Annotated in this window: 23 protein-coding genes; 5 read left to right on the forward strand and 18 right to left on the reverse strand. The window is 72.8% G+C overall.

The window, feature by feature from the left end:
• Positions 1-32: 32 nt before the first annotated feature.
• On the forward strand, positions 33-1,082 hold the full coding sequence (locus JOE43_RS04155) for an LLM class flavin-dependent oxidoreductase (RefSeq protein ID WP_209514956.1): 1,050 nt from the start codon (positions 33-35) through the stop codon (positions 1,080-1,082).
• 114 nt (positions 1,083-1,196) lie between these two features.
• On the opposite strand, the gene JOE43_RS04160 is transcribed toward JOE43_RS04155, so the two are convergent.
• From JOE43_RS04160 to JOE43_RS04225, 14 genes are all read right to left on the reverse strand, one after another.
• Positions 1,197-3,179, reverse strand: a complete 1,983-nt coding sequence (locus tag JOE43_RS04160; protein WP_209514963.1) for a cytochrome c oxidase assembly protein — start codon at positions 3,177-3,179, stop codon at positions 1,197-1,199.
• 137 nt (positions 3,180-3,316) lie between these two features.
• On the reverse strand, positions 3,317-3,604 hold the full coding sequence (locus JOE43_RS04165; RefSeq protein WP_043595940.1) for an HU family DNA-binding protein: 288 nt from the start codon (positions 3,602-3,604) through the stop codon (positions 3,317-3,319).
• A gap of 105 nt (positions 3,605-3,709) precedes the next feature.
• On the reverse strand, positions 3,710-4,015 hold the full coding sequence (gene rpsN / locus JOE43_RS04170) for a 30S ribosomal protein S14 (RefSeq protein WP_056058637.1): 306 nt from the start codon (positions 4,013-4,015) through the stop codon (positions 3,710-3,712).
• 2 nt (positions 4,016-4,017) lie between these two features.
• Entirely contained in the window at positions 4,018-4,185 is a 168-nt protein-coding gene (gene rpmG / locus JOE43_RS04175; protein ID WP_043595944.1) for a 50S ribosomal protein L33, read from the reverse strand.
• Complete coding sequence (gene rpmB, locus JOE43_RS04180) at positions 4,185-4,421, reverse strand: 50S ribosomal protein L28 (protein WP_209514965.1); 237 nt, start codon at positions 4,419-4,421, stop codon at positions 4,185-4,187. Before rpmB ends, rpmG begins: the two co-directional genes overlap by 1 nt.
• Positions 4,422-4,616: 195 nt before the next feature.
• Positions 4,617-5,048 (reverse strand): Fur family transcriptional regulator, encoded by a 432-nt coding sequence (locus JOE43_RS04185; RefSeq protein ID WP_209519048.1) that lies wholly within the window; start codon positions 5,046-5,048, stop codon positions 4,617-4,619.
• 7 nt (positions 5,049-5,055) lie between these two features.
• A complete protein-coding gene (locus tag JOE43_RS04190) occupies positions 5,056-5,967 on the reverse strand; it encodes a metal ABC transporter permease (RefSeq protein ID WP_209514967.1) in 912 nt (303 codons plus the stop codon).
• Positions 5,964-6,842, reverse strand: a complete 879-nt coding sequence (locus JOE43_RS04195; RefSeq protein WP_209514969.1) for an ATP-binding cassette domain-containing protein — start codon at positions 6,840-6,842, stop codon at positions 5,964-5,966. The genes JOE43_RS04190 and JOE43_RS04195 overlap by 4 nt, the downstream gene beginning before the upstream one ends.
• A complete protein-coding gene (locus tag JOE43_RS04200) occupies positions 6,839-7,840 on the reverse strand; it encodes a metal ABC transporter solute-binding protein, Zn/Mn family (protein ID WP_209514977.1) in 1,002 nt (333 codons plus the stop codon). Before JOE43_RS04200 ends, JOE43_RS04195 begins: the two co-directional genes overlap by 4 nt.
• 75 nt (positions 7,841-7,915) lie before the next feature.
• Entirely contained in the window at positions 7,916-10,936 is a 3,021-nt protein-coding gene (locus JOE43_RS04205) for a binary toxin-like calcium binding domain-containing protein (protein ID WP_209514986.1), read from the reverse strand.
• Between the two features lie 87 nt (positions 10,937-11,023).
• Positions 11,024-12,592: a dihydrolipoamide acetyltransferase family protein gene (locus JOE43_RS04210; protein WP_209514988.1), complete on the reverse strand. Its 1,569-nt coding sequence runs from the start codon at positions 12,590-12,592 to the stop codon at positions 11,024-11,026.
• Positions 12,593-12,674: 82 nt separating this feature from the next.
• Positions 12,675-13,640, reverse strand: coding sequence for an alpha-ketoacid dehydrogenase subunit beta (locus tag JOE43_RS04215; RefSeq protein ID WP_244638045.1), 966 nt, complete (start codon positions 13,638-13,640; stop codon positions 12,675-12,677).
• Positions 13,641-13,726: 86 nt separating this feature from the next.
• A complete protein-coding gene (locus JOE43_RS04220) occupies positions 13,727-14,884 on the reverse strand; it encodes a thiamine pyrophosphate-dependent dehydrogenase E1 component subunit alpha (RefSeq protein ID WP_209514992.1) in 1,158 nt (385 codons plus the stop codon).
• Positions 14,885-14,914: 30 nt separating this feature from the next.
• The gene (locus tag JOE43_RS04225) at positions 14,915-15,985 is read right to left on the reverse strand and encodes a histidinol-phosphate transaminase (RefSeq protein ID WP_307803234.1); all 1,071 of its coding nucleotides are present in this window, start codon (positions 15,983-15,985) and stop codon (positions 14,915-14,917) included.
• Between the two features lie 71 nt (positions 15,986-16,056).
• On the opposite strand from JOE43_RS04225, the gene JOE43_RS04230 reads away from it, so the two are divergent.
• Genes JOE43_RS04230 through purB form a run of 3 tightly spaced genes read left to right on the forward strand, consistent with a single transcriptional unit; the run spans position 16,057 to position 18,346 of the window.
• Positions 16,057-16,464: a phage holin family protein gene (locus JOE43_RS04230; protein WP_056058658.1), complete on the forward strand. Its 408-nt coding sequence runs from the start codon at positions 16,057-16,059 to the stop codon at positions 16,462-16,464.
• The gene (locus JOE43_RS04235; protein ID WP_307803235.1) at positions 16,461-16,967 is read left to right on the forward strand and encodes a low molecular weight protein-tyrosine-phosphatase; all 507 of its coding nucleotides are present in this window, start codon (positions 16,461-16,463) and stop codon (positions 16,965-16,967) included. The genes JOE43_RS04230 and JOE43_RS04235 overlap by 4 nt, the downstream gene beginning before the upstream one ends.
• The gene (gene purB / locus JOE43_RS04240; protein ID WP_209514994.1) at positions 16,964-18,346 is read left to right on the forward strand and encodes an adenylosuccinate lyase; all 1,383 of its coding nucleotides are present in this window, start codon (positions 16,964-16,966) and stop codon (positions 18,344-18,346) included. The genes JOE43_RS04235 and purB overlap by 4 nt, the downstream gene beginning before the upstream one ends.
• Before the next feature lie 187 nt (positions 18,347-18,533).
• Here purB and JOE43_RS04245 read toward each other — a convergent pair whose 3' ends face one another.
• The 3 genes from JOE43_RS04245 to JOE43_RS04255 are packed head-to-tail and all read right to left on the reverse strand — an operon-like array spanning position 18,534 to position 20,333.
• On the reverse strand, positions 18,534-18,779 hold the full coding sequence (locus JOE43_RS04245; RefSeq protein ID WP_056058669.1) for a hypothetical protein: 246 nt from the start codon (positions 18,777-18,779) through the stop codon (positions 18,534-18,536).
• Complete coding sequence (locus tag JOE43_RS04250) at positions 18,776-19,549, reverse strand: DUF308 domain-containing protein (RefSeq protein ID WP_307803236.1); 774 nt, start codon at positions 19,547-19,549, stop codon at positions 18,776-18,778. Before JOE43_RS04250 ends, JOE43_RS04245 begins: the two co-directional genes overlap by 4 nt.
• Positions 19,550-19,604: 55 nt before the next feature.
• Positions 19,605-20,333, reverse strand: coding sequence for a hypothetical protein (locus JOE43_RS04255; RefSeq protein WP_209514996.1), 729 nt, complete (start codon positions 20,331-20,333; stop codon positions 19,605-19,607).
• Positions 20,334-20,549: 216 nt separating this feature from the next.
• Here JOE43_RS04255 and JOE43_RS04260 point away from each other — a divergent pair, with 216 nt between their 5' ends.
• Positions 20,550-21,644: an acyl-CoA desaturase gene (locus tag JOE43_RS04260; RefSeq protein WP_056058675.1), complete on the forward strand. Its 1,095-nt coding sequence runs from the start codon at positions 20,550-20,552 to the stop codon at positions 21,642-21,644.
• A 111-nt stretch (positions 21,645-21,755) separates the two neighbouring features.
• Here JOE43_RS04260 and idi read toward each other — a convergent pair whose 3' ends face one another.
• On the reverse strand, positions 21,756-22,268 hold the full coding sequence (gene idi / locus JOE43_RS04265; RefSeq protein WP_245187107.1) for an isopentenyl-diphosphate Delta-isomerase: 513 nt from the start codon (positions 22,266-22,268) through the stop codon (positions 21,756-21,758).
• Between the last annotated feature and the right edge of the window lie 73 nt (positions 22,269-22,341).

Here is a 22,341-nt window from a genome sequence, read left to right on the forward strand (position 1 = left end):
TGATGCAAACGCATGGAAATGGAGCGCACCCCATGGCACACCCCCTCGAGTTCGGACTCGACACCTTCGGCGACGTCACCGAGCGCCCCGCCGGCGCCGCCGACGCCGGCCAGCTGATCTCGCACGCGCAGTCGATCCGCGACCTGGTCGACCAGGCCGTGCTCGCCGACCAGGTCGGCCTCGACTTCATCGGCGTCGGCGAGCACCACCGCGTCGACTTCGCCGTCAGCGCCCCCGAGGTCGTGCTCGCGGCCATCGCCGCGCGCACCGAGACGATCCGGATGGGCTCGGCCGTGACCGTGCTCAGCAGCGACGACCCCGTCCGCGTCTACGAGCGCTTCGCGACCGTCGACGCCCTCTCGAACGGTCGCGCCGAGGTCATCCTCGGGCGCGGCTCGTTCACCGAGTCGTTCCCGCTCTTCGGCCTCGACCTGCAGGACTACGAGGTGCTCTTCGAGGAGAAGATCCAGCTCTTCGCCGAGCTGCTGAAGGACGAGCCCGTCACCTGGACGGGCACGAAGCGCGGCGCCCTCGCCGAGCAGTGGGTCTACCCGCGCCCCGAGAGCGGCACCCTGAAGACCTGGGTGGGCGTCGGCGGCTCGCCGCAGTCGGTCATCCGTGCCGCGCACTACGGCCTGCCGCTCTTCCTCGCCATCATCGGCGGGCAGCCCGCCCAGTTCGCGCCCTACGCCGACCTCTACCGCCGGGCCCTCGCCGAGTTCGGCAAGGAGCCGCAGCCCATCGCGATGCACTCGCCCGGCTTCGTGCTCGAGACCGACGACGAGGCGAAGGAGCTGCTCTACCCGTACCAGGAGGCGCAGACGAACCAGCTCGGTCGCGAGCGCGGCTGGCCCCCCTACTCGCGCGCGCAGTACGAGCAGAGCGCCGGCCCCGACGGCGCCCTGTACGTCGGCTCGCCCGAGACGGTCGCGGCGAAGATCGCGAAGAACATGGCGCTGCTCGGCGCGACGCGCTTCGACATGCGCTACAGCATGGGGCGCCTGCCCCACGAGGCGATGATGCGCAGCATCGAGCTGTACGGCACGAAGGTGGTGCCCCTGGTGCGCGAGATGCTCGCCTAGCGAGCACCGCGCCTCCGGAAGGCCCCGGCGCCGCGCCGCGAGAGGCTCCAGCACAGCGCCGCCGAGCCGGCGAGAGGGCCGGGCGGAGGCGCGGTGCCGGCCCGCAGGGAGCGCTCAGCCCCGGCGGTCGCTCCGTGCCAGCGCCCCGAGCTGCTCGTTGTACGCGTCGAGCTCGGCGTCGCCGTCGCGCTCGGCCTGGCGGTCCTTGCGCTTGGCCTCGCGGCTGTCGCTGCGGCTCCACATGATCGCGACCGCGATCGCGAGCGAGACGGTGGGGATCTCGCCGACGCTCCAGGCGATGCCGCCCGCCGCGTACTGGTCCGCCATCGGCGTCGCGCCCCAGGTGCGGCCCATGGCGCCGTACCAGTCGGCCAGGAAGAGCGACGTGCTCGTCATGATGCTCAGCCCGAAGAAGGCGTGGAACGCCATCGTCGCGAGCAGCACCAGCAGCCGCATCGGGTACGGCAGGCGGCCCTTGACCGGGTCGATGCCGATCATCGACTGCACGAAGAGGTACCCGACGATCAGGAAGTGCACGATCATCCAGTAGTGCCCGAGGTGGGTCGTCGTGGCCCAGCTGAACAGCGACGTGTAGTAGAAGACGAACAGCGAGCCGGCGAAGAGCACGGCCGAGACGATCGGGTTGCTGATGACGTGGGCGTACGTCGAGTGCACCAGGACCATGATCCACTCGCGCGGGCCCCGCGTGCCGTCCTGGCGCTTGCGGATCGCCCGCAGCGCCAGGGTGACGGGCGCGCCCGGCACGAGCAGCACCGGCACGACCATGCCGAGCGCCATGTGCGCCAGCATGTGCATGCTGAAGAGGTACTCCTCGTAGACGTTCGGGGCGCCGCAGGTGATGTAGAAGAGCACGACGAGGCCGGCGATCCACGACACGGTGCGGCCGAGCGACCACGTGTCGCCGCGGCGCCGCAGCCGGACGACGCCGGCCACGTAGAAGAAGATGCCGAACGCGCAGAGCAGGGCCCAGAGCAGGTCGGGGTTCCACTCCGTGAGGTACCGCAGCGGCGTCAGCTCGCGCGGCAGCACCTCCTCGGTGAGGATCTCGGCGGGCGTCGGGTCGGCGAGGTCGGTCGCGACGACCTGCTCGACGGGCGTGGCCGTGCGGCCGAGGGCCGCGGCGACGCCCGAGGCGAGGCCCATGAACGCGAGCTCGGCCGAGACGAACCACCAGAAGAAGCGGTTCGTCGCCGCGGGGTGCGTCGACATGCGCGCGACGAGCCAGCGGCGCTGGACGACGCCGAACAGGCCGAGGGCCACGAGGGCGAGCGTCTTGACGAGCACCAGCACGCCGTAGCCGGTGGTCAGGGCCGCCCAGTCGCCGAGGCGGAGGGCGGCGCTGCCGACGCCGGAGACCGCGACCACCACGAAGCAGATGATCGCGACGGTCGAGTATCGGGCGAGGACGACGCCGATGCGGCCCTTCTCGAGCGTAGGGCGCAGCAGCACCAGGGCGACGAGCCCGCCGAGCCAGACCGAGGCGCCCTCGAGGTGCAGCGCGAGGTCGGTCACGGCGGCGTCGTGCCCGCTGGCGCCGGCGGCGTGCCCCTGCTGGGCGATGGGGATGAGGCCGCCCATGGCGAGCAGCGTCAGGGCGACGAGCGACCAGATGTTGCGCAGCGCGAAGGCGAGCACGGTGACGCCGGCGGCGATGAGGGTCGTGGTCAGCCAGGCGACGCCGAGCTCGGTGTTCGTGAGGAAGAAGGCGAGCGTGCGGCCGAACTGGTCGTCGAAGGTCACCGGCACGTTGGCGACGCTGAGGAAGGTGAAGAAGGCGGTGGCGGCGGAGGCGACGGTCCAGGCCCCGGCAGCGCCGGCGGCGATGTCCATGGCCCGTTCGAACTCGGCCTCCTTCCGCGACAGGGCGAAGCAGGTGAGGAACAGCGTGCCGATGGTGACCGCGGCGGTGACGTTGTTCAGCATCTTCGCGACGGGGAGGCCCCACCGCACGGCCTCGCCGGGGTCGACGACGAGCGGCGCGTCTGCCGCGCCGCCGAACTGCAGGGCCGCCAGCAGCGAGAGGAACGCCACCAGCACGAGCAGTGCGGGACCGGAGGCGCGGGTGATCCTGGTCATCGGGGCCTAGCTTAGGTCGGGTCGTCTGGGAGTCGGCGGCCGATCGCTCGGCGACGAGCGACCCGCCGCCGGACGCACGGAAGGGGCGGCGACCGAGGTCGCCGCCCCTTCCGGGGTGCTCCGTGAGGAGCGGAGGACTACTTGACCGCAGCCTTGAGCTTGCTGCCGGCGCTGACCTTGACCGAGTCGCTCGCGGCGATCTCGAGGGCCTCGCCCGTCTGCGGGTTGCGGCCCGTGCGGGCGGCGCGGTGCGTCTTCTCGAAGGCGATCCAGCCGGGGATGGTCACCTTGGTGCCGTCGGCGACCGACTTCGAGACGACGGAGAAGAACGCGTCGACGACGCCGCTGACGGCGGCCTGGCTCTGGCCGGACTCGGAAGCGACAGCTGCGACGAGCTCGGTGCGGTTCAGTGACTTGTCAGCCATGTGGTGTCCTCCTCGGACTTCGTTCGGTGAGACGAGGCACGGTGTCCACCGTGCCCGTGGAGTTCGGGCCCCCCGGGGCCGAGGCCCCGGGGAAACGGCTCGAACCTACCAGGAAGACTTCGTGATGCCCGGAAGCTCGCCTCGGTGTGCCATGTCGCGGAAGCGGACACGGCTGATGCCGTACTCCTTGAGGTGGCCACGGGGGCGACCGTCGATCGCGTCGCGGTTGCGGAGGCGGACCGGCGACGCGTCGCGGGGCAGCTTCTGCAGGCCGAGACGAGCGGCCTCGCGGCTCTCGTCGGTGCCGGCGGGGTCGACGAGGGCCTTCTTCAGCTCGAGACGCTTCTCGGCGTAGCGAGCGACGATGACGGCGCGCTGGTCGTTCTTGGCGATCTTGCTCTTCTTGGCCATGGTTAGCGCTCCTCGCGGAATTCGACGTGCTTGCGGATCACCGGGTCGTACTTCTTCAGCACGAGGCGATCGGGGTTGTTGCGACGGTTCTTCTTGGTCACGTACGTGAAGCCGGTGCCCGCCGTCGAGCGGAGCTTGATGATGGGACGAACGTCCTGCTGACGTGCCATCAGATCTTCTCCCCACGAGCGAGGAGGTCCTTGACGACCCTCTCGATGCCACGAGCGTCGATCACCTTGATGCCCTTGGCGCTGAGCTGCAGGGTGACGTTACGACGAAGCGACGGCACGTAGTACGTCTTCTTCTGGATGTTGGGGTCGAAACGACGCTTGGTGCGTCGGTGCGAGTGCGAGATGTTGTGGCCGAAACCGGGGATGGCTCCGGTCACCTGGCAGGTTGCTGCCATGGTTTCCTCCGTAGGTACCGTAGGAGCCGGAGCCCCTACCCAAGGTCACTTGTCGGCGCGCCGGTCCCCCTGCTCGGTCGTGAGAGCGAGCACTGCTCGGTCGTGAGACCGGGCGGATGGTGCTGGGGGGCGGTGCACATGGGCGCAGATAGCGCCCAACCAAAGGGAGAGCCTACGCGACACGCCCGGCCGGGGTCAACTGCGGAGACCGCCCCGCGTCACGACGGGGTCGCGCCCGGCGGCCTTCTCGGCCGAGCACGCCGAGCAGAGGCCGAAGACGTCGACGATGTGCTGCGCCTCGGTGAAGCCGTGCTGCGCGGCGACCTGACGCGCCCAGGTCTCGACCGCGTCGGCCTCGATCTCGACGGTGGTGCCGCAGACGCGGCAGATCAGGTGGTGGTGGTGGGTGCCCGGCGTGCAGGCGCGGTAGAGGCTCTCGCCCTCCTGCTGCAGGGAGTCGGCCGAGCCGTCGGCGGCCAGGTCGGAGAGGGCGCGGTAGACGGTGGCCAGCCCGATCGGGGAGCCGGAGTCGCGGAGCTGGGTGTGCAGGGACTGCGCGCTGACGAAGCCCTCGCTGCTGCCGAGCGCCGTGCGCACGGCCTCCCGCTGCCAGGTGTTGCGCTTCACGACCACGTCAGGCCTCCTTCGTCGGTGTCGAGGGTACCGGCGTGCCTCGGCGTCGGCTGGGCGTCGCCCCGCCGCGCGACCCGCCGCGCTCCCGGCCCCGCCCGACGACGCGGCAGACGAGCCAGATGGCGAACGAGATCGTGGTCACGTAGGGACTGATCGGCAGCCCGCCGCCGAGGGCGAGCAGGATCCCGCCGACGACCGAGGTCACGGCGAAGGCGACGCTGAGCAGCGGCACGAGCCGCGGGTTCACCGTCACCCGCAGGGCGGCCGCGGCGGGGGTGACCAGCAGCGAGAGCACGAGCAGCGCGCCGATCACCTGCACCGACACGGCGACGGCGAGCCCGAGCACGAGCATGAACAGCAGCCCGAGCGCGCGCACCGGCACGCCGGCGGCGGCCGCGACGTCGGGGTCGACGCTCGCGAAGGTCAGGGGCCGCCAGATGACGAGCAGCACGACGATCACCACGGCCGAGATGCCGACGAGCCAGCCGAGCTGGGGATTGTCGACCGACACGATCTGCCCGGTGAGCAGGCCGAACTTGTTGGCCGAGCGGCCCTTGTAGAGCGCGAGGAAGAGGATTCCGAGGCCCAGCCCGAACGGCATCAGCACCGCGATGATCGAGTTCCGCTCCCGGGCGCGGGCGCCGAGCAGCCCGATCAGCATCGCCGCGACGACGCTGCCGACGAGGGAGCCCCCGACGACGTTCGCGCCGAGCAGCAGCGCCGCGGAGGCGCCGGCGAACGACAGCTCGCTGATGCCGTGCACCGCGAAGGGCAGGTTGCGCGTCACGACGAACGGGCCGATGAGGCCGCCGACGAGGCCGAGCACGGCCCCGGCGATGATCGAGTTGCGCACGAGCACGACGAGCTCGCCGAAGTCCTGGAACGAGAACAGCTGCGACCAGAGGTCTGTCATCGGGAGCCTCCCTCGTCGTCGGCGGGCTCGTCGACGTGGTGGTCGTCGTGGCCGTGGCCGCCGACGATCACGATGCGGCCCATGGTGCGGATCACGTCGACCGGCGTGCCGTACAGCTCCGACAGCACGTCGGCGCGCAGCACCTCGTCGGGCGTGCCGACGCGGAACGAGCCGCCGGCGAGGTAGAGCACCCGGTCGACCACGTCGAGGATGGGGTTGACGTCGTGGGTGACGAAGACGACCGCGGCGTCGCGGGCCCGGCGCTGGCGGTCGATCAGCTCGGTGACGCCGCGCTGGTGGCGCAGGTCGAGCGAGATCAGCGGCTCGTCGCAGAGCAGCAGGGCGGGGTCGGCGGCGAGGGCCTGGCCGACGCGGGCGCGCTGCTGCTCGCCGCCCGACAGGGTCGCGACCGGCGCGGAGGCGAAGGAGGCGGCGCCCACCTCCTCGACGAGGCGGTCGACGGCGGCGCGCTCGGCCGCCGACTCGCGGCGGAGCCCCCAGCGGTGGCCCGTGACGCCGAGCGCGATCATGTCGCGGGTGCGGAGGGGCGTGCCCGACTCCATCAGGCGCTGCTGCGGTACATAGCCGATGCGGCGGTGGCCGCGGCCGACGGGCTGCCCGAGGAACTCGATGCTGCCGCTGGTGAGCTGCTGCTGGCCGAGGATCGTCCGGAGCATGGTGGTCTTGCCCGCGCCGTTCGGCCCGAGCACGGCGACGAACTCGCCCGGCGCGACGTCGAGGTCGAGTCCCTGCCACAGCACGCGGTCGCCGAACCGCACGCCCGCGTCGCGGAGGCGCAGCACGGCGTCGCCGCCGCCCGTGCCCGAGGGGGCGGGGGCGGCGGCGACGGGGGAGTCGGTGGGGCCGGGTGTCACTGGTCGAGTGCCGCCTTGATCGCGTCGATGTTGCTCTGCTGCCACGAGACGTAATCATCCCCCGACGGGAGCAGCTCCGTGACCGGCACGATCGCGACGCCGGCGTCGGTGGCCGCCGTCTCGACCTGCTCGGTCTCGGGGCTCGAGGTCTGCTCGTTGTAGGCGAGGAGGTCGACGCCGCCGCCCGAGAAGAGCTGCAGGGTCTCGTTGAGCACGGCGGGGGAGACGTCGGTGCCCTCCTCGATCGCCTCGGAGAAGGCCTCCGGGGTCACGTTCTCGAGCCCCATGGCGTCGAAGAGGTAGCCGGGCACGGGCTCGGTGTAGGCGACCGACTCGCCGCCGTGGGCGGTCTCGACCTCCGCCGCCTGCGCCTCCAGGTCGGCGATCTGCGCGCCGAACGACTCGGCGTTCGCGGTGTACGTGTCGGCGTTCGAGGGGTCGAGGCTGCCCAGCTCGTCGGCGATCGCCGTGGCGAGCGCGGCCATGCTCGGCAGGCTGTAGAAGACGTGCTCGTTGAACTCGCCGTGGTCGTGCCCGTGGTCGTCGCCCTCGGCCTCGGTGGCTTCGTCGCTCGCCTCGTCGCCGTGCTCGTCGTCGGAGTGGCCGGCCTCGTCGTCGGGGTCGAGCCCCGAGATCTCGACCGCGTTCAGCACGGTCGCGCTCGTTCCGCTCGCGTCGACGAGCGTGTCGACGAAGTCGTCGTAGCCGCCGCCGTTCTCGATCACGACGTCGGCCTTCGAGACGGCGAGCTGGGTGCGGGCGTCGGCCTCGAACGAGTGCGGGTCCTGCGAGGCGTCGCTGATCACGCTCGTGACGTCGACGTCGTCGCCGCCCACGGTCTGCGCGATGTCGCCGTAGGCGTTCGTCGAGGCGACGATCGAGATGCCGTCGTCGGCGGTCGGCGCACCTGCGCCCTGGTCGCCGCCCGAGCAGCCGGCGAGCACGAGGGCCGCGGCGGCGGGCAGGGCGAGCAGGGGCAGGGCGCGTCGCGAGGTCATGACCGCCACGCTATTGCTACTGATAATGATTGTCAAAACGAGGAGGCGCGGGTCGCCTCCCCGGCGTCCGTCCCGTCAGGGCCGGGGCACCTGTCGGACCTCCCCCGGGTACTGGACGGTCGCGCGCGACACCTTCCCCATCAAGCCGTTCTTGTAGTACTTCGTCAGCACCCTCACCCCGGGGACGGTGGTCGCGGTCGGGTCGAGGGCGACCCGGGGGCCGGAGGGCACGGTGGTCTCCCAGTGCACGAAGTCGTCCCCCCGACCGCCCTTCGGGTCGTCGAACACCTGGAGGTCCGTGCCGAGGGGCAGGTTCTCGAACCTGACGGAGTAGATGTCGTCGTTGGGGCAGGTCGAGAAGATGTGCTTCATGTCGAGGGTCTGGCTGAACTCGCCTCGGTAGCCCGGTTCCTCCAGCGCGGAGAGGCGCACGGTGCACAGGACGTCGCGTTCGCCCCCGCTGCCGTGGAAGGCGACGGTCGCGGGGCGGGGGGCGCGCACGGTGACCCGGACGATCGAGATCGGGTCGAAGCACGTGTCGCACCCGGTCGTGGAGGCCTGGCGGGGCGTGTAGGTCGTCACCGTCGCCGCCCCGTCCTCCCCGGCGAGGGGCAGGTTGACGTAGCCCTGCTCCTTCCACGGGTGCTCTGTGCTCCAGGCGCGGAGGGCGCCCGACGAGACCGCGACCTTCCCCGAGCGGAGGTCGATCCGTCGCCCGTCCCGGGAGAGGACGAGGTCGAGCCGGGCGAGGCCCAGGGCGTCCTCCCAGTCGCGGGGCACCTCGAGGTCGCCCGGGGTGCCGACGACGGGGAGGTCTGCACCGCTGCGCGTGTTCCAGGTCGTCTCCGCCATGCGGACGGCGCCGAGGTCGAACACGGCCACGTCGTCGAACTTCAGGCGGCCGAGGAAGTAGGCCGCGGAGTCGGCGGCCGTGAACTCGAGGTAGGCGCGTGCCCACGCCGAGCTCGGCGGTCGCTCGGACCGGTCGAGCATGGTGCCGTCGCTCGCGTGCAGCCAGACGGACGTGGCGTCGCCGTGGCGCGAGTGCCCGGTCGCGAAGCGGACCGCGTAGCGGTGCCCGGGGGTGAGCCCCGGCAGGTCGCGTCGTGCCGTCGTGCCGCGGCTGGCGGGCTCGACGAAGCCGTCCGCCGGCGCGTGGGCGCTCCAGCCGGAGTGGTCGCCGTCGTCGAAGCCCTGGAAGGAGGTCGCCGGGACGAGGGCGATGCGCATGCCGCGACGCAGCTCGAGGTCGAACAGCGAGGCGCCCGGCCTCGCGGTGCGCTGCTCGGCGAGCAGACGGTCGGTCACCTCGTCGACGTTGGTCATCAGGGCCGCCTCGTCGATCAGGACCGGCTCCGAGAACGAGGGCTCGCCGCGGGAGCTGCTGCTGTACCAGCGCCGACCGTCGCGCTGCTCGAGGTCGAACGCGCGGTCGAGGGCCTCGCCGATGGTCAGCGTGGGCGTGCGGCTGTCCGGGTCGGACGGGTCGGGCGTCGCGACCCACCGCTCGGCGGTCTCCCCGTCGCCGTCGAGCATCAGCAGGGCCCCCGTGGCTCGGATGTCGGCGAGGTACGGGTCCCACTCGCCCGCGGGGGCGACGGGGCGCCCCTCCGTCACGACTCCGAACCGGCCCGCGGTCTGCGGCGTCTGCACCTCGATCTCGCTCGACCGGCGCAGGCGGTCCATCTCGTCGGTCGTGATCGAGAGGTCGGCCGTCGCCATGTCGTTGACGGTCTCGACCGACAGGGGGTCGAGGCCGGGCGCCGGGTAGGCCTCGCCGGCGCCGAGCGCGTTGGCCAGGTGGGACGGGCCGACCCGGAACGTCGCGAAGGAGCGGTCGTCGATGAGCCAGTTCGTCGTGGGCTGCGCCAGGTAGACCGGAGCCGTCCCGGCGTTGCGGTAGCGCACCGCGCCGTTGACGGACGCCGTGTCGTGGTTCATGTACGAGACGGCCTGCTGCCACGTCGTCGACGAGCCCTCGGTGATCGAGTGGGTGCGCGAGTTCGAGACGGTGAAGTCGAGGGAGACCTTGCCCGAGGGCCCCTGGGAGTCCTTGCCCGCCTCCACGCCGGCACCGCCGCCGAACGACAGCGTCGTCGACTGCGTCGACGAGAACGAGAACGTCGTGCCGACGGAGTCGGACCACGTGTACTTCGGGGTCACGGAGAACTCCTCCAGCCCCACCCCGACGGCCGGCGCCGCAGCGACGAGGGGGTCGCGGGCCTCGGGCGCCGACGCCGCCGGCATGAGCCCGAGCGCCTTCTCGCGATCGGTGTAGGGGTCGTGCGCGCTGCGGCACCGCAGGGGGTCGGACACCCAGCGTCGGTGGCCGCGCTCGCCGAGCTCCGTCGACCAGGCGGTCAGCGTCGTGCCCGCCACCGTGTAGCCGCCGACCTCCCAGGCGTCGGGCACGCCGTCGGCGTCGGAGTCGGTGGGGCTCGGCGTGCCGCAGACGGAGCGCCGGCCCTCGGCCGCCCTGGTGGGCCCGCCCTCCCGTGCCACGGCTGTGTCGGAGGTCGGCGCGGTGAGGGAGGTGACCGGGAGGGGCGTCCGCGCCTCCTCGCCGGGCGACAGCCACCACGGCACGGAGTCGCCCGGCGACGTGGCGGTGAGGCGGACCTGGACGGGCTGACCGGCCGTGAGGGCCGCCCTGCCGTCGGCGCGGGGCACGCCGTCGACCTCGAGGGCGCCGTCGGGCCCGAGCCCGATCTCGTGGTCGCCCGTCGCCGCGGGGTGCAGGGTGCCCTCGACGACGACCTTCCCGGCCGTCGGGTCGGGGGCGAGGTCGTCGCCGTGGTGCACGGCGAGGGGGAGCTCGTCGTCGGCGGCGGCGAACACGGTGACGCGGGGCGCCGCCGAGAGCCGACGTGCCCGGTCGTCGGCGGCGCGGTGCTCCGCTGCCGTCTCGGCCTCGGCGACGGGGTCGGGCCCGGGCGCCGCCGCCGCGTCGGCCGCCGGGGCGTCGCCGCCCGGCGGGCTCGAGCCCGCGTGCGCCGGCGTCGGTGCGGCGAGCTCGGAGAAGAGGAGGCAGGCGGCGAGCGCCGCCGCGGCGGGGAGGCGGCGGTCGCCCCCGGGTCGTCGAACGTCATCGGTCATGCCGAGACGCTACACCGGAATGAGCAATGTGTCACTGATGTTCTAGTGAACCGGGGGAGGCGCAGGTCGCCTCCCCCGGGACCGCGCTCAGTCGAGCAGCAGCGCCGGCTCCTCGAGCACGCTCGCGACGTCCGCCACGAAGCGGCTGGCGACGTCGCCGTCGACCACGCGGTGGTCGAAGCTCGCGCCGATCGTCGTGACCATGCGCGAGCGCACCTCGCCGTCGACGACCCAGGCCTTGGGCTTGATGGTGCCGAGCGCGACGATCGCCACCTCGCCGGGGTTGAGGATGGGGGTGCCGGTGTCCATGCCGAAGACGCCGATGTTCGTGATGGTGATCGTGCCGTCGCGCATGTCGGCCGGGGTCGTCTTGCCGTCGCGGGCCGTCAGCGTCAGCTGCTCGAGGGCCTGGGCCAGCTCGAGCAGGCTCATCGACTGGGCCTCCTTGACGTTCGGCACGATCAGCCCGCGCGGCGTGGCCGCGGCGATGCCGAGGTTGACGAAGTGCCGCACCAGGATCTCGCGGTCGGTCCACGCCGAGTTGACCATCGGGTTGCGGCGCACGGCCCAGATGATCGCCTTCGCCATGATCAGCAGCGGCGAGACCTTGACGCCGGCGAACTGCGGCGAGGCCTTGAGGCGCTTGACGAACTCCATCGTGCGGGTGGCGTCGACGTCGACGAACAGGCTGACGTGCGGGGCCGTGTAGGCCGACGACGTCATCGCGGCGGCGATCGCCTTGCGGACGCCCTTCACGGGGATCCTCTCGACGCGCTCCTCGCCCCACTCGGGCGTCTCGATGTTGCGGAAGACGCTCGCCTGCTTGGCGTGGCGGATGACGTCGTCGCGGGTCACCTCGCCGGCGAGGCCGGTGGGCTGGACGAGCGTGAGGTCGACCTCGAGGTCCTTCGCGAGCTTGCGGATCGGGGGCTTGGCGATGATCGGCAGCGCCTGGGCGGCCGGCACCGAGGTGGCCGGGCGGCGGCGGCCCTGCTCGGCGATGCGCAGCTGGCGCGCGTCGACCTGCCCCTTGCTGGGCTGGCGGCGACGCGTCTGGCCGTGGCCGCCGGCGGCGCCGTAGCCCACGAGCACGGCGCCCGAGCCGCTGTCGTCGGACACGGGGGCGGAGGCCGCGGGGGCGGCGGGGGCCGCGGGGGCGGCGCCCGGGGCCGCGGGGGCGGGGGCGGCGGAGGCGACCGGCGCCGGGGCCTGCACCGCGACTCCTGCCGGCGCTGCGGGAGCGGGAGCGGCCGGAGGCGCGCTGACGGCGACCGGGTCGACCGCGTTCTCGAGGTGGCGGGCCCGCTGCTCGGAGAGGGCCTCCTCCTCCTGCGCGATGATCTGCGCGGTGCGGGCCATGCCGCCCGACTCGAGCGACTCGGCCTGGGCGGCGCGGTCGCCGGGGGTGGTCGGTGCGGTGCCGTCGCCGATGGTGATGATCGGGGTGCCGACGTCGACGGTGTCGCCCGAGCTGACGAGGATGCTCTCGACCACGCCGGCGAACGGCGAGGGCAGCTCGACGAGCGACTTGGCGGTCTCGATCTCGACCAGCACCTGGTTGATCGCCACGGTGTCGCCCGCGGCGACCTTCCACTCGACGATCTCGGCCTCGGTGAGGCCCTCGCCGACGTCGGGGAGGGCGAACTCTGAACTCATGCGGGGTGACTCCTCGTGACGCGGTGGGGCCGGGGCCCGGGGTGCGGAGCGGCGCGCGGCGGGCGCGCCGGGGGGCGGACGCTCAGTACGCGAGCGCCCGGTCGACGGCCTCGAGGACCCGGTCGGCGTCGGGCAGGTACAGGGTCTCGAGCTTGGCGGGCGGGAAGGGCGTGTCGAAGCCGCTGACGCGCAGCACCGGGGCCTCGAGTGAGTAGAAGGCCTTCTCGGCGACGGTCGCGGCGATCTCGGAGCCGACGCTGACGAACCCGGGGGCCTCCTGCGCGACGACGAGGCGGCCGGTCTTGCGCACCGACTCGAGGATCGGGCCGTAGTCGACGGGCGACAGCGAGCGCAGGTCGACGACCTCGACCGAGATGCCCTCGGCGGCGGCGATCTCGGCGGCCTGCAGCAGCACGCTCACCATGGCGCCGTGGCCCAGCAGGGTCACCTCGGTGCCGGTCCGCACGACGCGGCTGGCGTGCAGCGGCGCCTGCGGGTCGCTGAGGTCGACCTCGCCCTTGGGCCAGTAGCGGCTCTTCGGCTCGAAGAACATCACCGGGTCGTTCGAGGCGACGGCCTCCTGGATCATCCAGTAGGCGTCGTGCGGCGTGCTCGGGCTGACGACCCGGAGTCCCGCGGTGTGCGCGAAGTACGCCTCGGGGCTCTCCTGGTGGTGCTCGACCGCGCCGATGTGCCCGCCGTAGGGCACGCGGATGACGACGGGCATCTGCAGGTCGCCCTCGTGCCGGTTGGTCATCTTCGCGAGCTGCGAGGTGATCTGGTCGAAGCCCGGGTAGATGAAGCCGTCGAACTGGATCTCGCAGACGGGGCGGAACCCGCCCATCGCGAGGCCGATCGCGGTGCCGACGATGCCCGACTCGGCGAGCGGGGTGTCGATGACCCGGTTCGCCCCGAACTCGGCCTGCAGCCCCTCGGTGACGCGGAAGACGCCGCCGAGCGTGCCGATGTCCTCGCCCATGAGCAGCACGCGCGGGTCGTCGGCCATCGCCTTGCGGAGGCCGGCGGTGATCGCCTTGCCGAGCGGCATGGACACGCGGGAGTCGCGGGTCGGGTCCTCGACGCCGGCCGCGGTCGCGGTGCGGTCAGCGGTGTCGGTGCGGTCAGCGGTGTCGGTCATGAACGTGCTCCGTCGGTGGGTGCGTCGGCGGCCGGGCCGAACGACTGCTCGTAGCGGGCCAGCCACTCCTTCTGCTCGGCCATCAGCGGGTGCGGCTCGCTGTAGACGTGGTCGAACATCAGGCCGATCTCGGGCTTCGGCAGCGTGGTCGTGCGGCGGCGGACGTCCGCGCCCAGGTCGTCGCACTCGACGGCGAGCTCGGCGAGGAAGGCGTCGGTCTCGCCGAGGCCCTTCAGGTAGGCCTCGAAGCGGGCGATCGGGTCGCGGGCGATCCAGCCCTGCAGCTCGTCGTCGGTGCGGTACTTCGTGGGGTCGTCGGAGGAGGTGTGCGCCCCGACGCGGTAGGTCATCGCCTCGATGAAGCGGGGGCCGCCGCCGGTGCGGGCAGCGTCGAGGTCGCGGCGGCTGACGGCGTACGAGGCGAGCACGTCGTTGCCGTCGATCTGGGTGCCGGGGATGCCGAAGCCGCCGGCGCGGTGCACGAGCGGGGTGCGCGACTGGCGCGAGACCGGCACGCTGATGGCCCACTGGTTGTTCTGCAGGAAGAAGAGCTCGGGCGTCTGGAAGCTCGCGGCGAAGACCAGCGCCTCGCTGACGTCGCCCTGGCTGGTCGCGCCGTCGCCGAAGAAGGTGACGACGGCCTGGTCGGTCTCGACGTCGCCGGTGCCGGCCTTGCCGTCGAGGGTCAGGCCCATCGCGTAGCCCGTGGCGTGCAGGGTCTGCGAGCCGATCACGAGCGTGTACACGTGGAAGTTGTGGTGCTCGGCGGGGTTCCAGCCGCCGTGCGTGTGGCCGCGCAGCAGGCGCAGGATGTCGACCGGGTCGACGCCGCGGCTGAGCGCGACGGCGTGCTCACGGTACGACGGGAAGAGGTGGTCCTGCGGGCGGGTGGCGTGCGCGAGCCCGATCTGGGCGCCCTCCTGGCCGTGGCTCGGCACCCAGAGGGCGAGCTGGCCCTGGCGGGCGAGGGCGGCGGCCTCGACGTCGAAGCGCCGGGTCAGCACCATGTCGCGGTGGAACGCGCGCAGCTGGTCGTCGGTGAGCGCGTCGACGTAGGGCTGGAACTCGGCCGAGGCGTCGGACTCGACCCGCTCGCCCGTGGGGCTCAGCAGCTGGATCGTCGTCACGTCGCGGCCCGCTTCGGTGGAGGACATGGCGTCCAATCTACTCAGGCGCACATGCCGTCAGGAGGATGTGTCGCCGCGCAGCTCGCGCGCCGCGCGGAGCAGGCCGTCGACCGAGGCGGGCTCGCCGATGGTGATGCGGACGCCCTCGGGGGCGAAGGCGCGCACGACGATGCCGTGCCGCTCGAACACCTCGGCCGCCCGGGCGGTGTCGTCGCCGGTGGCGAGCCAGACGAAGTTGCCCTGGGCGTCGGGCACCGACCAGCCCTGGTCGAGCAGGGCCTGTCGCACCTGGTCGCGGAGGGTCGCGAGGCGGGCGACCCGGCCGAGCAGCTCGCCCTCGAGCTCGAGCGAGGCGAGCGCGGCCGCCTGGCCCTGCTCGGTCACCGAGAGGGGGATGGCGGTCGCGCGGGCGGCGTCGAGCACCGAGGAGGCGCCGATCGCGTACCCGACGCGGAGGGCCGCCAGCCCGTACGCCTTCGAGAAGGTGCGCAGCACGACGAGGTTGGGGTGGCGCTCGGTGAGCGACCCGCCGCGGACGGCGTCGTCGGCCGTGACGAACTCCGCGTAGGCCTCGTCGAGCACGACGAGGAGGTCGCCCGGCACCGCGGCCATGAACGTCTCGAAGTCGTGCGTGCTCACGGTCGTGCCGGTCGGGTTGTTGGGCGAGCAGACGATCACGAGGCGCGTGCGGTCGGTGACGGCGGCGGCCATGGCGTCGAGGTCGTGGCTGCCGTCGGCCCGCAGCGGCACCGGCACGCTCGTCGCGCTCGAGACGGTGACGATGCCCGGGTAGGCCTCGAACGAGCGCCAGGCGTAGACGACCTCGTCGCCGGGCGCCGCGGCGGCGAGCACGAACTGGTTGAGCAGCGACACCGAGCCGGCGCCGACGTGCACCTCGTCGGTGGTGACGCCCCACTTGTCGGCCAGGGCTGCGCGCAGGGCGGAGGCGCTGGCGTCGGGGTACCGGTTGACGGCGACCGCGCCGCGCAGGGCCTCGACGACGCCGGGCAGCGGCTCGAACGGGTTCTCGTTCGACGACAGCTTGAACGCGTCGGCGGCGGCCTGCTTCCCCTGGCGGTAGGGCGGCAGCGCCGCGATCTCGGGGCGGAGGCGCACGGGACTGGTCACCCGGCCACCTTAGGGCGGGCGGAGGCGGTCGGCGACTACCGCGCGCGGGGCGGGGTCGGCATGATGGGGCCATGACCCGATTCGTCGTGCGGCTGCTGATCAACGCCCTCGCCCTCTGGGCGACCACGTCACTGGTCTCGGGGGTGAGCGTCGACGCGTACGGGTCGGAGGGCACGACCGAGACGGTGCTCACCTACCTCCTCGTCGCCCTGATCTTCGGCGTCGTCAACGGCGTCGTCGGCACCGTCATCCGCGTGGTCGCCTTCCCCCTCTACGTGCTCACGCTCGGCCTGCTCTCGCTGATCGTCAACGGGCTCCTGCTGGTGATCGTCGCCGCGGTCTCCGACGTCATCGGGTTCGGCCTGCAGGTCGACGGCTTCTGGTGGGGCGTGCTCGGTGCCCTCGTCCTCGCGATCGTCGCCTGGTTGATCGGCATCGTCGTCCGGCCCGTCGTCGAGCCGCGCGACCGCCGGCGGTGAACCGCTTCCGCGTCTGCTTCGTCTGCACCGGCAACATCTGCCGGTCGCCCATGGCGGAGATCGTGCTGCGCGAGGTCGCGCGCCGGGCCGGGCTGGGCGACGCCCTCGAGGTGACCTCGGCCGGCACGGGCGACTGGCACGTCGGCGAGGGCGCCGACCCGCGCACCGTGAGGGCCCTCGCGGCTCGCGGCTACGATGGTGAGCGGCACCGGGCGAGGCAGTTCGAGACCGCCGACTTCGCGCGCTACGACCTCGTGGTCGCGTTGGATCGCGGTCACGAGCGGGTGCTGCGGTCGTGGGCGACGAACGAGGCCGACCGGTCGAAGGTGCAGCTGCTGCTGTCGTTCGACCGGGCGAGCGGAGGCGAGCCCGTCGGCACCGACGTGCCCGACCCCTACTACTCCGACCCCGCGATGTTCGACAGCGTGCTCGCCATGGTCGAGCGTGCCTGCACCGCCCTCTTCCGCCAGATCGAACCCGCACTCCGCAAGGGACCCTCATGACGTTGCCCCCTCAGCCCCTCAGCCCCCTCGACGGCCGGTACCGCGCCTCCGTCGGCCTGCTCGGCGACCACCTCAGCGAGGCCGGCCTCAACCGGGCGCGGGTGCACGTCGAGGTCGAGTGGCTGATCGCGCAGACCGACCGCCGCGCGTTCGGCTCGTCGCCGCTCGACGAGGGGCAGAAGGCCGCGCTGCGCGCCGTCGTCACCGACTTCGGGCAGGAGGCCATCGACGAGCTCGCCGGCCTCGAGGCCACCACCCGTCACGACGTGAAGGCCGTCGAGTACTACGTCCGCGCCCGTCTCGCCGACCTCGGCCTCGACGGCATCGCCGAGCTGACGCACTTCGCGTGCACCAGCGAGGACATCAACAACCTCTCGTACGCGCTCACCGTGAAGCAGGCCGTGACCGAGGTCTGGCTCCCGGCGTTCGACGCCGTGCAGGAGGCGCTCGCCGGCTGGGCGACGGAGGCCCGCGACGTGCCCATGCTGGCCCACACCCACGGCCAGCCCGCGACCCCGACGACCGTCGGCAAGGAGTTCGCGGTCTTCGTGCACCGCCTCCGGCGCCTCCGCGCGCAGATCGAGGGCACCGAGTACCTCGGCAAGTTCAGCGGCGCCACCGGCACCTTCTCCGCCCACGTCGTCGCCGACCCCTCGGCCGACTGGCCCGAGGTCTCGCGCGAGTTCGTCGAGGAGCGCCTCGGCCTCACCTGGAACCCGCTGACCACCCAGATCGAGTCTCACGACTGGCAGGCCGAGCTCTACTCGCGGGTGGCTCACGTCAACCGGGTGCTGCACAACCTCGCGACCGACATCTGGTCCTACATCTCGATGGGGTACTTCACCCAGATCCCGATCGCGGGCTCGACCGGCTCGTCGACGATGCCGCACAAGATCAACCCGATCCGGTTCGAGAACGCCGAGGCCAACCTCGAGCTCTCGTGCGCCCTGCTCGACTCGCTCGCCGCGACGCTCGTCACCTCGCGCCAGCAGCGCGACCTCACCGACTCGTCGACCCAGCGCAACATCGGCGTGGCCTTCGGGCACTCGATGCTCGCGCTCGACAACCTGCGCCGCGGGCTCGGCGAGATCGCCGTCGGCACCGCCGCGCTCGAGGCCGACCTCGAGGGCAACTGGGAGGTGCTCGGCGAGGCGATCCAGACGGTCGTCCGCGCCGAGGTCGTCGCCGGCCGCTCGTCGATCGCCGACCCCTACGCGATGCTCAAGGAGCTCACCCGCGGCCGCCGGGTCGGCCAGGCCGAGCTCGTGGCCTTCGTCGAGGGGCTCGACATCGGCGCCGAGGCGAAGGCACGCCTCGTGGCGCTGACCCCCGCCGGCTACACCGGCATCGCGTCGCAGCTCGTCGACCGCCTGGCGTAGCCCGCGGCCCGCGAGCGCGCCCGCGAGGACTCCGGCCCGCCGACCCCCTCGGGCTCCGGGGTGCGGCGGGTTCTTGTCCTCCTGGGCGGGCCTGCGCGGGCCCGCCGGTGAGGACTCCGACCCGCCGACTTCGGCTCTGCTCAGGGGGAGAGCTGGGCGCGTGCGGGGGCTCAGGGGCCGCTGGGGCTCAGTGGCCGCGCGACCCGCCGCTCTCGTCGATCTCGTGCTGCTCGTCGTCGTTCGGCTTGGCCGCGAGGGCGAGCATCGCGATGACGACGAGGGCGACGATGAAGCCGATGCAGAGGAAGATCAGCGCGAGGTCGAGCTCGCGGGTCGTCATCAGCACGACGACCCCGACGAACACCGCGAAGACGGCGCTGAGGCCGAGGAACTCGGCGGGGCGGACGCGGTCGCGCCAGCTGGGCTGTGTCATGGGTGGTGTACTCCGTCTGCACTGGTCTGGGGGGCGGCGTCGGTCGCCGCGTCGGTGCCCGTCTGCCACTTGAGCGAGAGGCCGGCGATGACGAGGTAGACCCCGACCACCGCTCCCCACGCGCCGAGCAGGCCCACGAGCACGGTCGACGACGTGAGCACGCCCTCGATCTGCTCCACGCCGCCGAGCTGCTCGGCGTAGTCGGGCGGGACGACGAGGAAGGCGAGGGCCAGCAGGAGCGTCATCGCGCCGACGGTGGTCCAGTCGCGAGCCAGGGGGGTGCGTCGACGGCGACGCAGCCCGGTGACGAGCTCGAGCGCGCCCGTGACGAGCGCGAAGGTGGTGACGAGGGCGACGAGCACCGGCAGGCCGCCGCCCGAGGACGCGAGGGCCAGGGCGCCGACGACGAGGCTGACGAGGCCCTGCACGAGGCCGAGGGTGCGGCTCGACGGGTCGTCGAGCCGGCGGAGCGACCCGAGGGCGAGCACGAGGCCGCCGACGACGCCCGCGACGCCGAGGGCGAGCAGGCCCACGCGCGGCGAGTGGTCGGGCGAGAACGTGATGGCGACGCCGAGGGCGATCGCCGGGACGGCCCGGAGGATCGGCACGGGCCAGTAGCGGGGCGCCGAGGCGGCGAGGTCGACCCGGGTCGCGGCTCGGTCACGGCCGTGAGCGCGGGCCTCGCGCGCACGGGCCTCGTGCTCGGTGGTCGCGGGGTCGCTCGGCCGGGGCTCGGTCGGCCCGGGAGAGGGCGCGGCAGCAGCAGGCACGGGAGACCTTCTTCGACGGGGGCGGGCCCGGCGACGCCGAGCAGACGGCCCGAGTTTACCGCCCCTCGCTGACAGCCCACCTCCGCGCGGCGCCCACGACCGGCGCCGGGGCGGAGCCGGCGCGGCCGGCGGGGTGCCCGGCCACGCCCCCGACCCGGCCGGGCCGCCGCGCCTGCAGCATCCCGGTCGAGACGAAGCTGAGCGAGACGAGCGGCCCGGCGAGCAGGCGCAGGCAGTCGTCGACGCCGTCCGGCCCCGGTTCGTCGATCGCGACGCCCTGCGGCAGGGCGCTGAGGCGCACGGCGGCGACGGAGGCGGCCCGCCAGCCCCGGGACGGGTCGCGACGCAGGTCGCTGAGGAGCTCCAGCACGAGGGGCACGTCGGAGCGCCCGCGGACGAGGAGGCGGTGGTGGAGCTGCGGCGACCCCGCGCCTCCCGCAGTCCCCCGCCGGGCCTCGACGAGGGTGACGAGACCGTGCCGCACCGGCCCGTCGTGCTCGGCGGAGAGCCCGTCGACGCGGGCGCCGGGCGGCACGGCCACGGTGTGCGCGCCGGGGAGGCGCGGCGCCCACCCGTCGAGGCCCCAGCCGCCGAGCCCCCGCACCTCGAGCGTCGTGGCCCCGTCGCACGGCCCGCCGCAGGGCGCCGCGACGAGCTCCCGGATGCCCGCCCCGACACCCGCCGCGCCCGCCTCGTCGAGCGCGGGCAGGGCGAGGGGAGCCGGCGGGCAGCCGTGCACGAGGCCGACGAGCGGGGCGGGGGAGTCACGGAGGGAGGCCGTCATCCGTCCATGGTGACATGCCGGATGTCAGTATCACCAGGGGGCCGCGCCCCGGGAGGCGAGGATCACCTGGGCGGTCGAGGCCAGGACCACCCGGAGGGGACGGGGGGACACGCGGCGATCTCCCTACCGATGCCCAGCCCCGGCCCCTACGGTCGTCACATCCGAGGGCGCATGCTCACCACCACTGGCTGGGAAGTCCACCATCGCGGGAGCTGCATGACCTCCATCGCCCCCTCGGCTCCGGCCGGGTTCCGTCCGACCGTGCCCGGATCGGCCAGCAAGCCGACCAGCACCTACTCGACGCTCCTCGCGTCGGTGCGCGAAGCAGGGCTGCTCCGCCGTCGGACCGGGTTCTACGTCACCGTCTTCGTCGTGCTCGTCGTCTGCCTGCTCGGCGCGGCGACCGGCTTCGTCCTGCTCGGCTCGAGCTGGTTCCAGCTGCTCATCGCGGCCGCGCTCGGCGTCATCCTCACCCAGTTCGCCTTCCTCACCCACGAGGCCGCGCACCGCCAGGTCTTCGACTCGGGCACGCGCAACGACAAGGTGGGCCGCGTGCTCGCCGCCGGCGTCGTCGGCATGAGCTACGCGTGGTGGATGTCGAAGCACACGCGCCACCACGCCAACCCGAACACCAAGGGCAAGGACCCGGACATCGCGTTCGACACGGTCTCCTTCCTGGAGGAGGACGCGGCGAAGCAGACCGGCCTGATGCGCCAGCTGACGCGCCGCCAGGGCTGGTTCTTCTTCCCCCTGCTGCTCGGCGAGGGCGTCAACCTCCACGTGCACTCGATCAAGGTGCTGCTGACGAAGGAGAAGGTCGAGGGCCGCGCCCTCGAGGTGTCGCTGATCGCCGGCCGCATGATCGCCTACTTCGCCGTCGTCTTCGCCTTCCTGCCGGTCGGCATGGCGTTCGCCTTCATCGGCGTGCAGATGGCCGTCTTCGGCCTCTACATGGGCTCGTCGTTCGCCCCGAACCACAAGGGCATGCCGATCATCCCCGAGGGTGCGAAGGTCGACTTCCTCAGCAAGCAGGTGCTCACCTCGCGCAACATCACCGGTCGTTTCTCGACCGCCTTCATGGGCGGCCTGAACTTCCAGATCGAGCACCACCTCTTCCCGAGCATGGCCCGGCCGCACCTGCGCGCCGCGAGCCTGCTCGTCAAGGAGCACTGCGCGAAGCACGACATCCCCTACGCCGAGACCACCGCGATCAAGTCGTACGGGATCGTCATCCGCTACCTCAACCGCGTCGGCCTCGCCGCCCGCGACCCCTTCGACTGCCCCGCCGCGGCGACGCTCCGCCCCCGCTGAGCTCAGCCCCGCGCACGACGACGGCGCCGTCACCTCGCAGGAGGTGGCGGCGCCGTCGTCGTGCGGCCCTGGTCGGGCCCGGAGCCTCGAGGGAGGCGCGGGTCGGCCCGGTCAGGCCGCGGCGGCCGGCCAGGCGGCCAGCTGCCAGCCCAGCCACGGGCTGAAGGCGAAGGGAGCCGCCTCGACGGCCCCGCGGAGCGCCTCGGGCTCGAGCCAGGCCCACTCGGCGACCTCGTCGGGCGAGGGGTCGGGCACGCCGACCGCGCGGGCGGTGAACACCGGGCAGATCTCGTTCTCGACGATGCCGGAGGCGTCGGTCGCGACGTACCGGAACTCCGGCAGGATCACGCTGACGTCGGCCACCTCGATGCCGAGCTCCTGCGACGCGCGACGGTAGACCGCCTCCTCGGGGGTCTCGCCGGGCGCGGGGTGGCCGCAGAACGAGTTGGTCCAGACGCCGGGCCAGGTCTTCTTCGAGAGGGCGCGGCGGGTGACGAGCACGCGGCCCCGCTCGTCGACGACGTGGCAGCTGAAGGCGAGGTGCAGCGGAGTCGCCGTCGTGTGCACGGTGGCCTTCGGGGTGCTGCCGACCGGCTCGCCGGTCTCGTCGAGGAGGACCACCATCTCCTGATCAGACCCTGCAGGAGGGCTGTCGAGAGGCTGAGCATGAGCGCGTTCGCCGAGTTCCATGGGAGGT

The sequence above is a fragment of the Frigoribacterium sp. PvP121 genome (genome assembly GCF_017833115.1).
Classification (GTDB): Bacteria; Actinomycetota; Actinomycetes; order Actinomycetales; family Microbacteriaceae; genus Frigoribacterium; species Frigoribacterium endophyticum.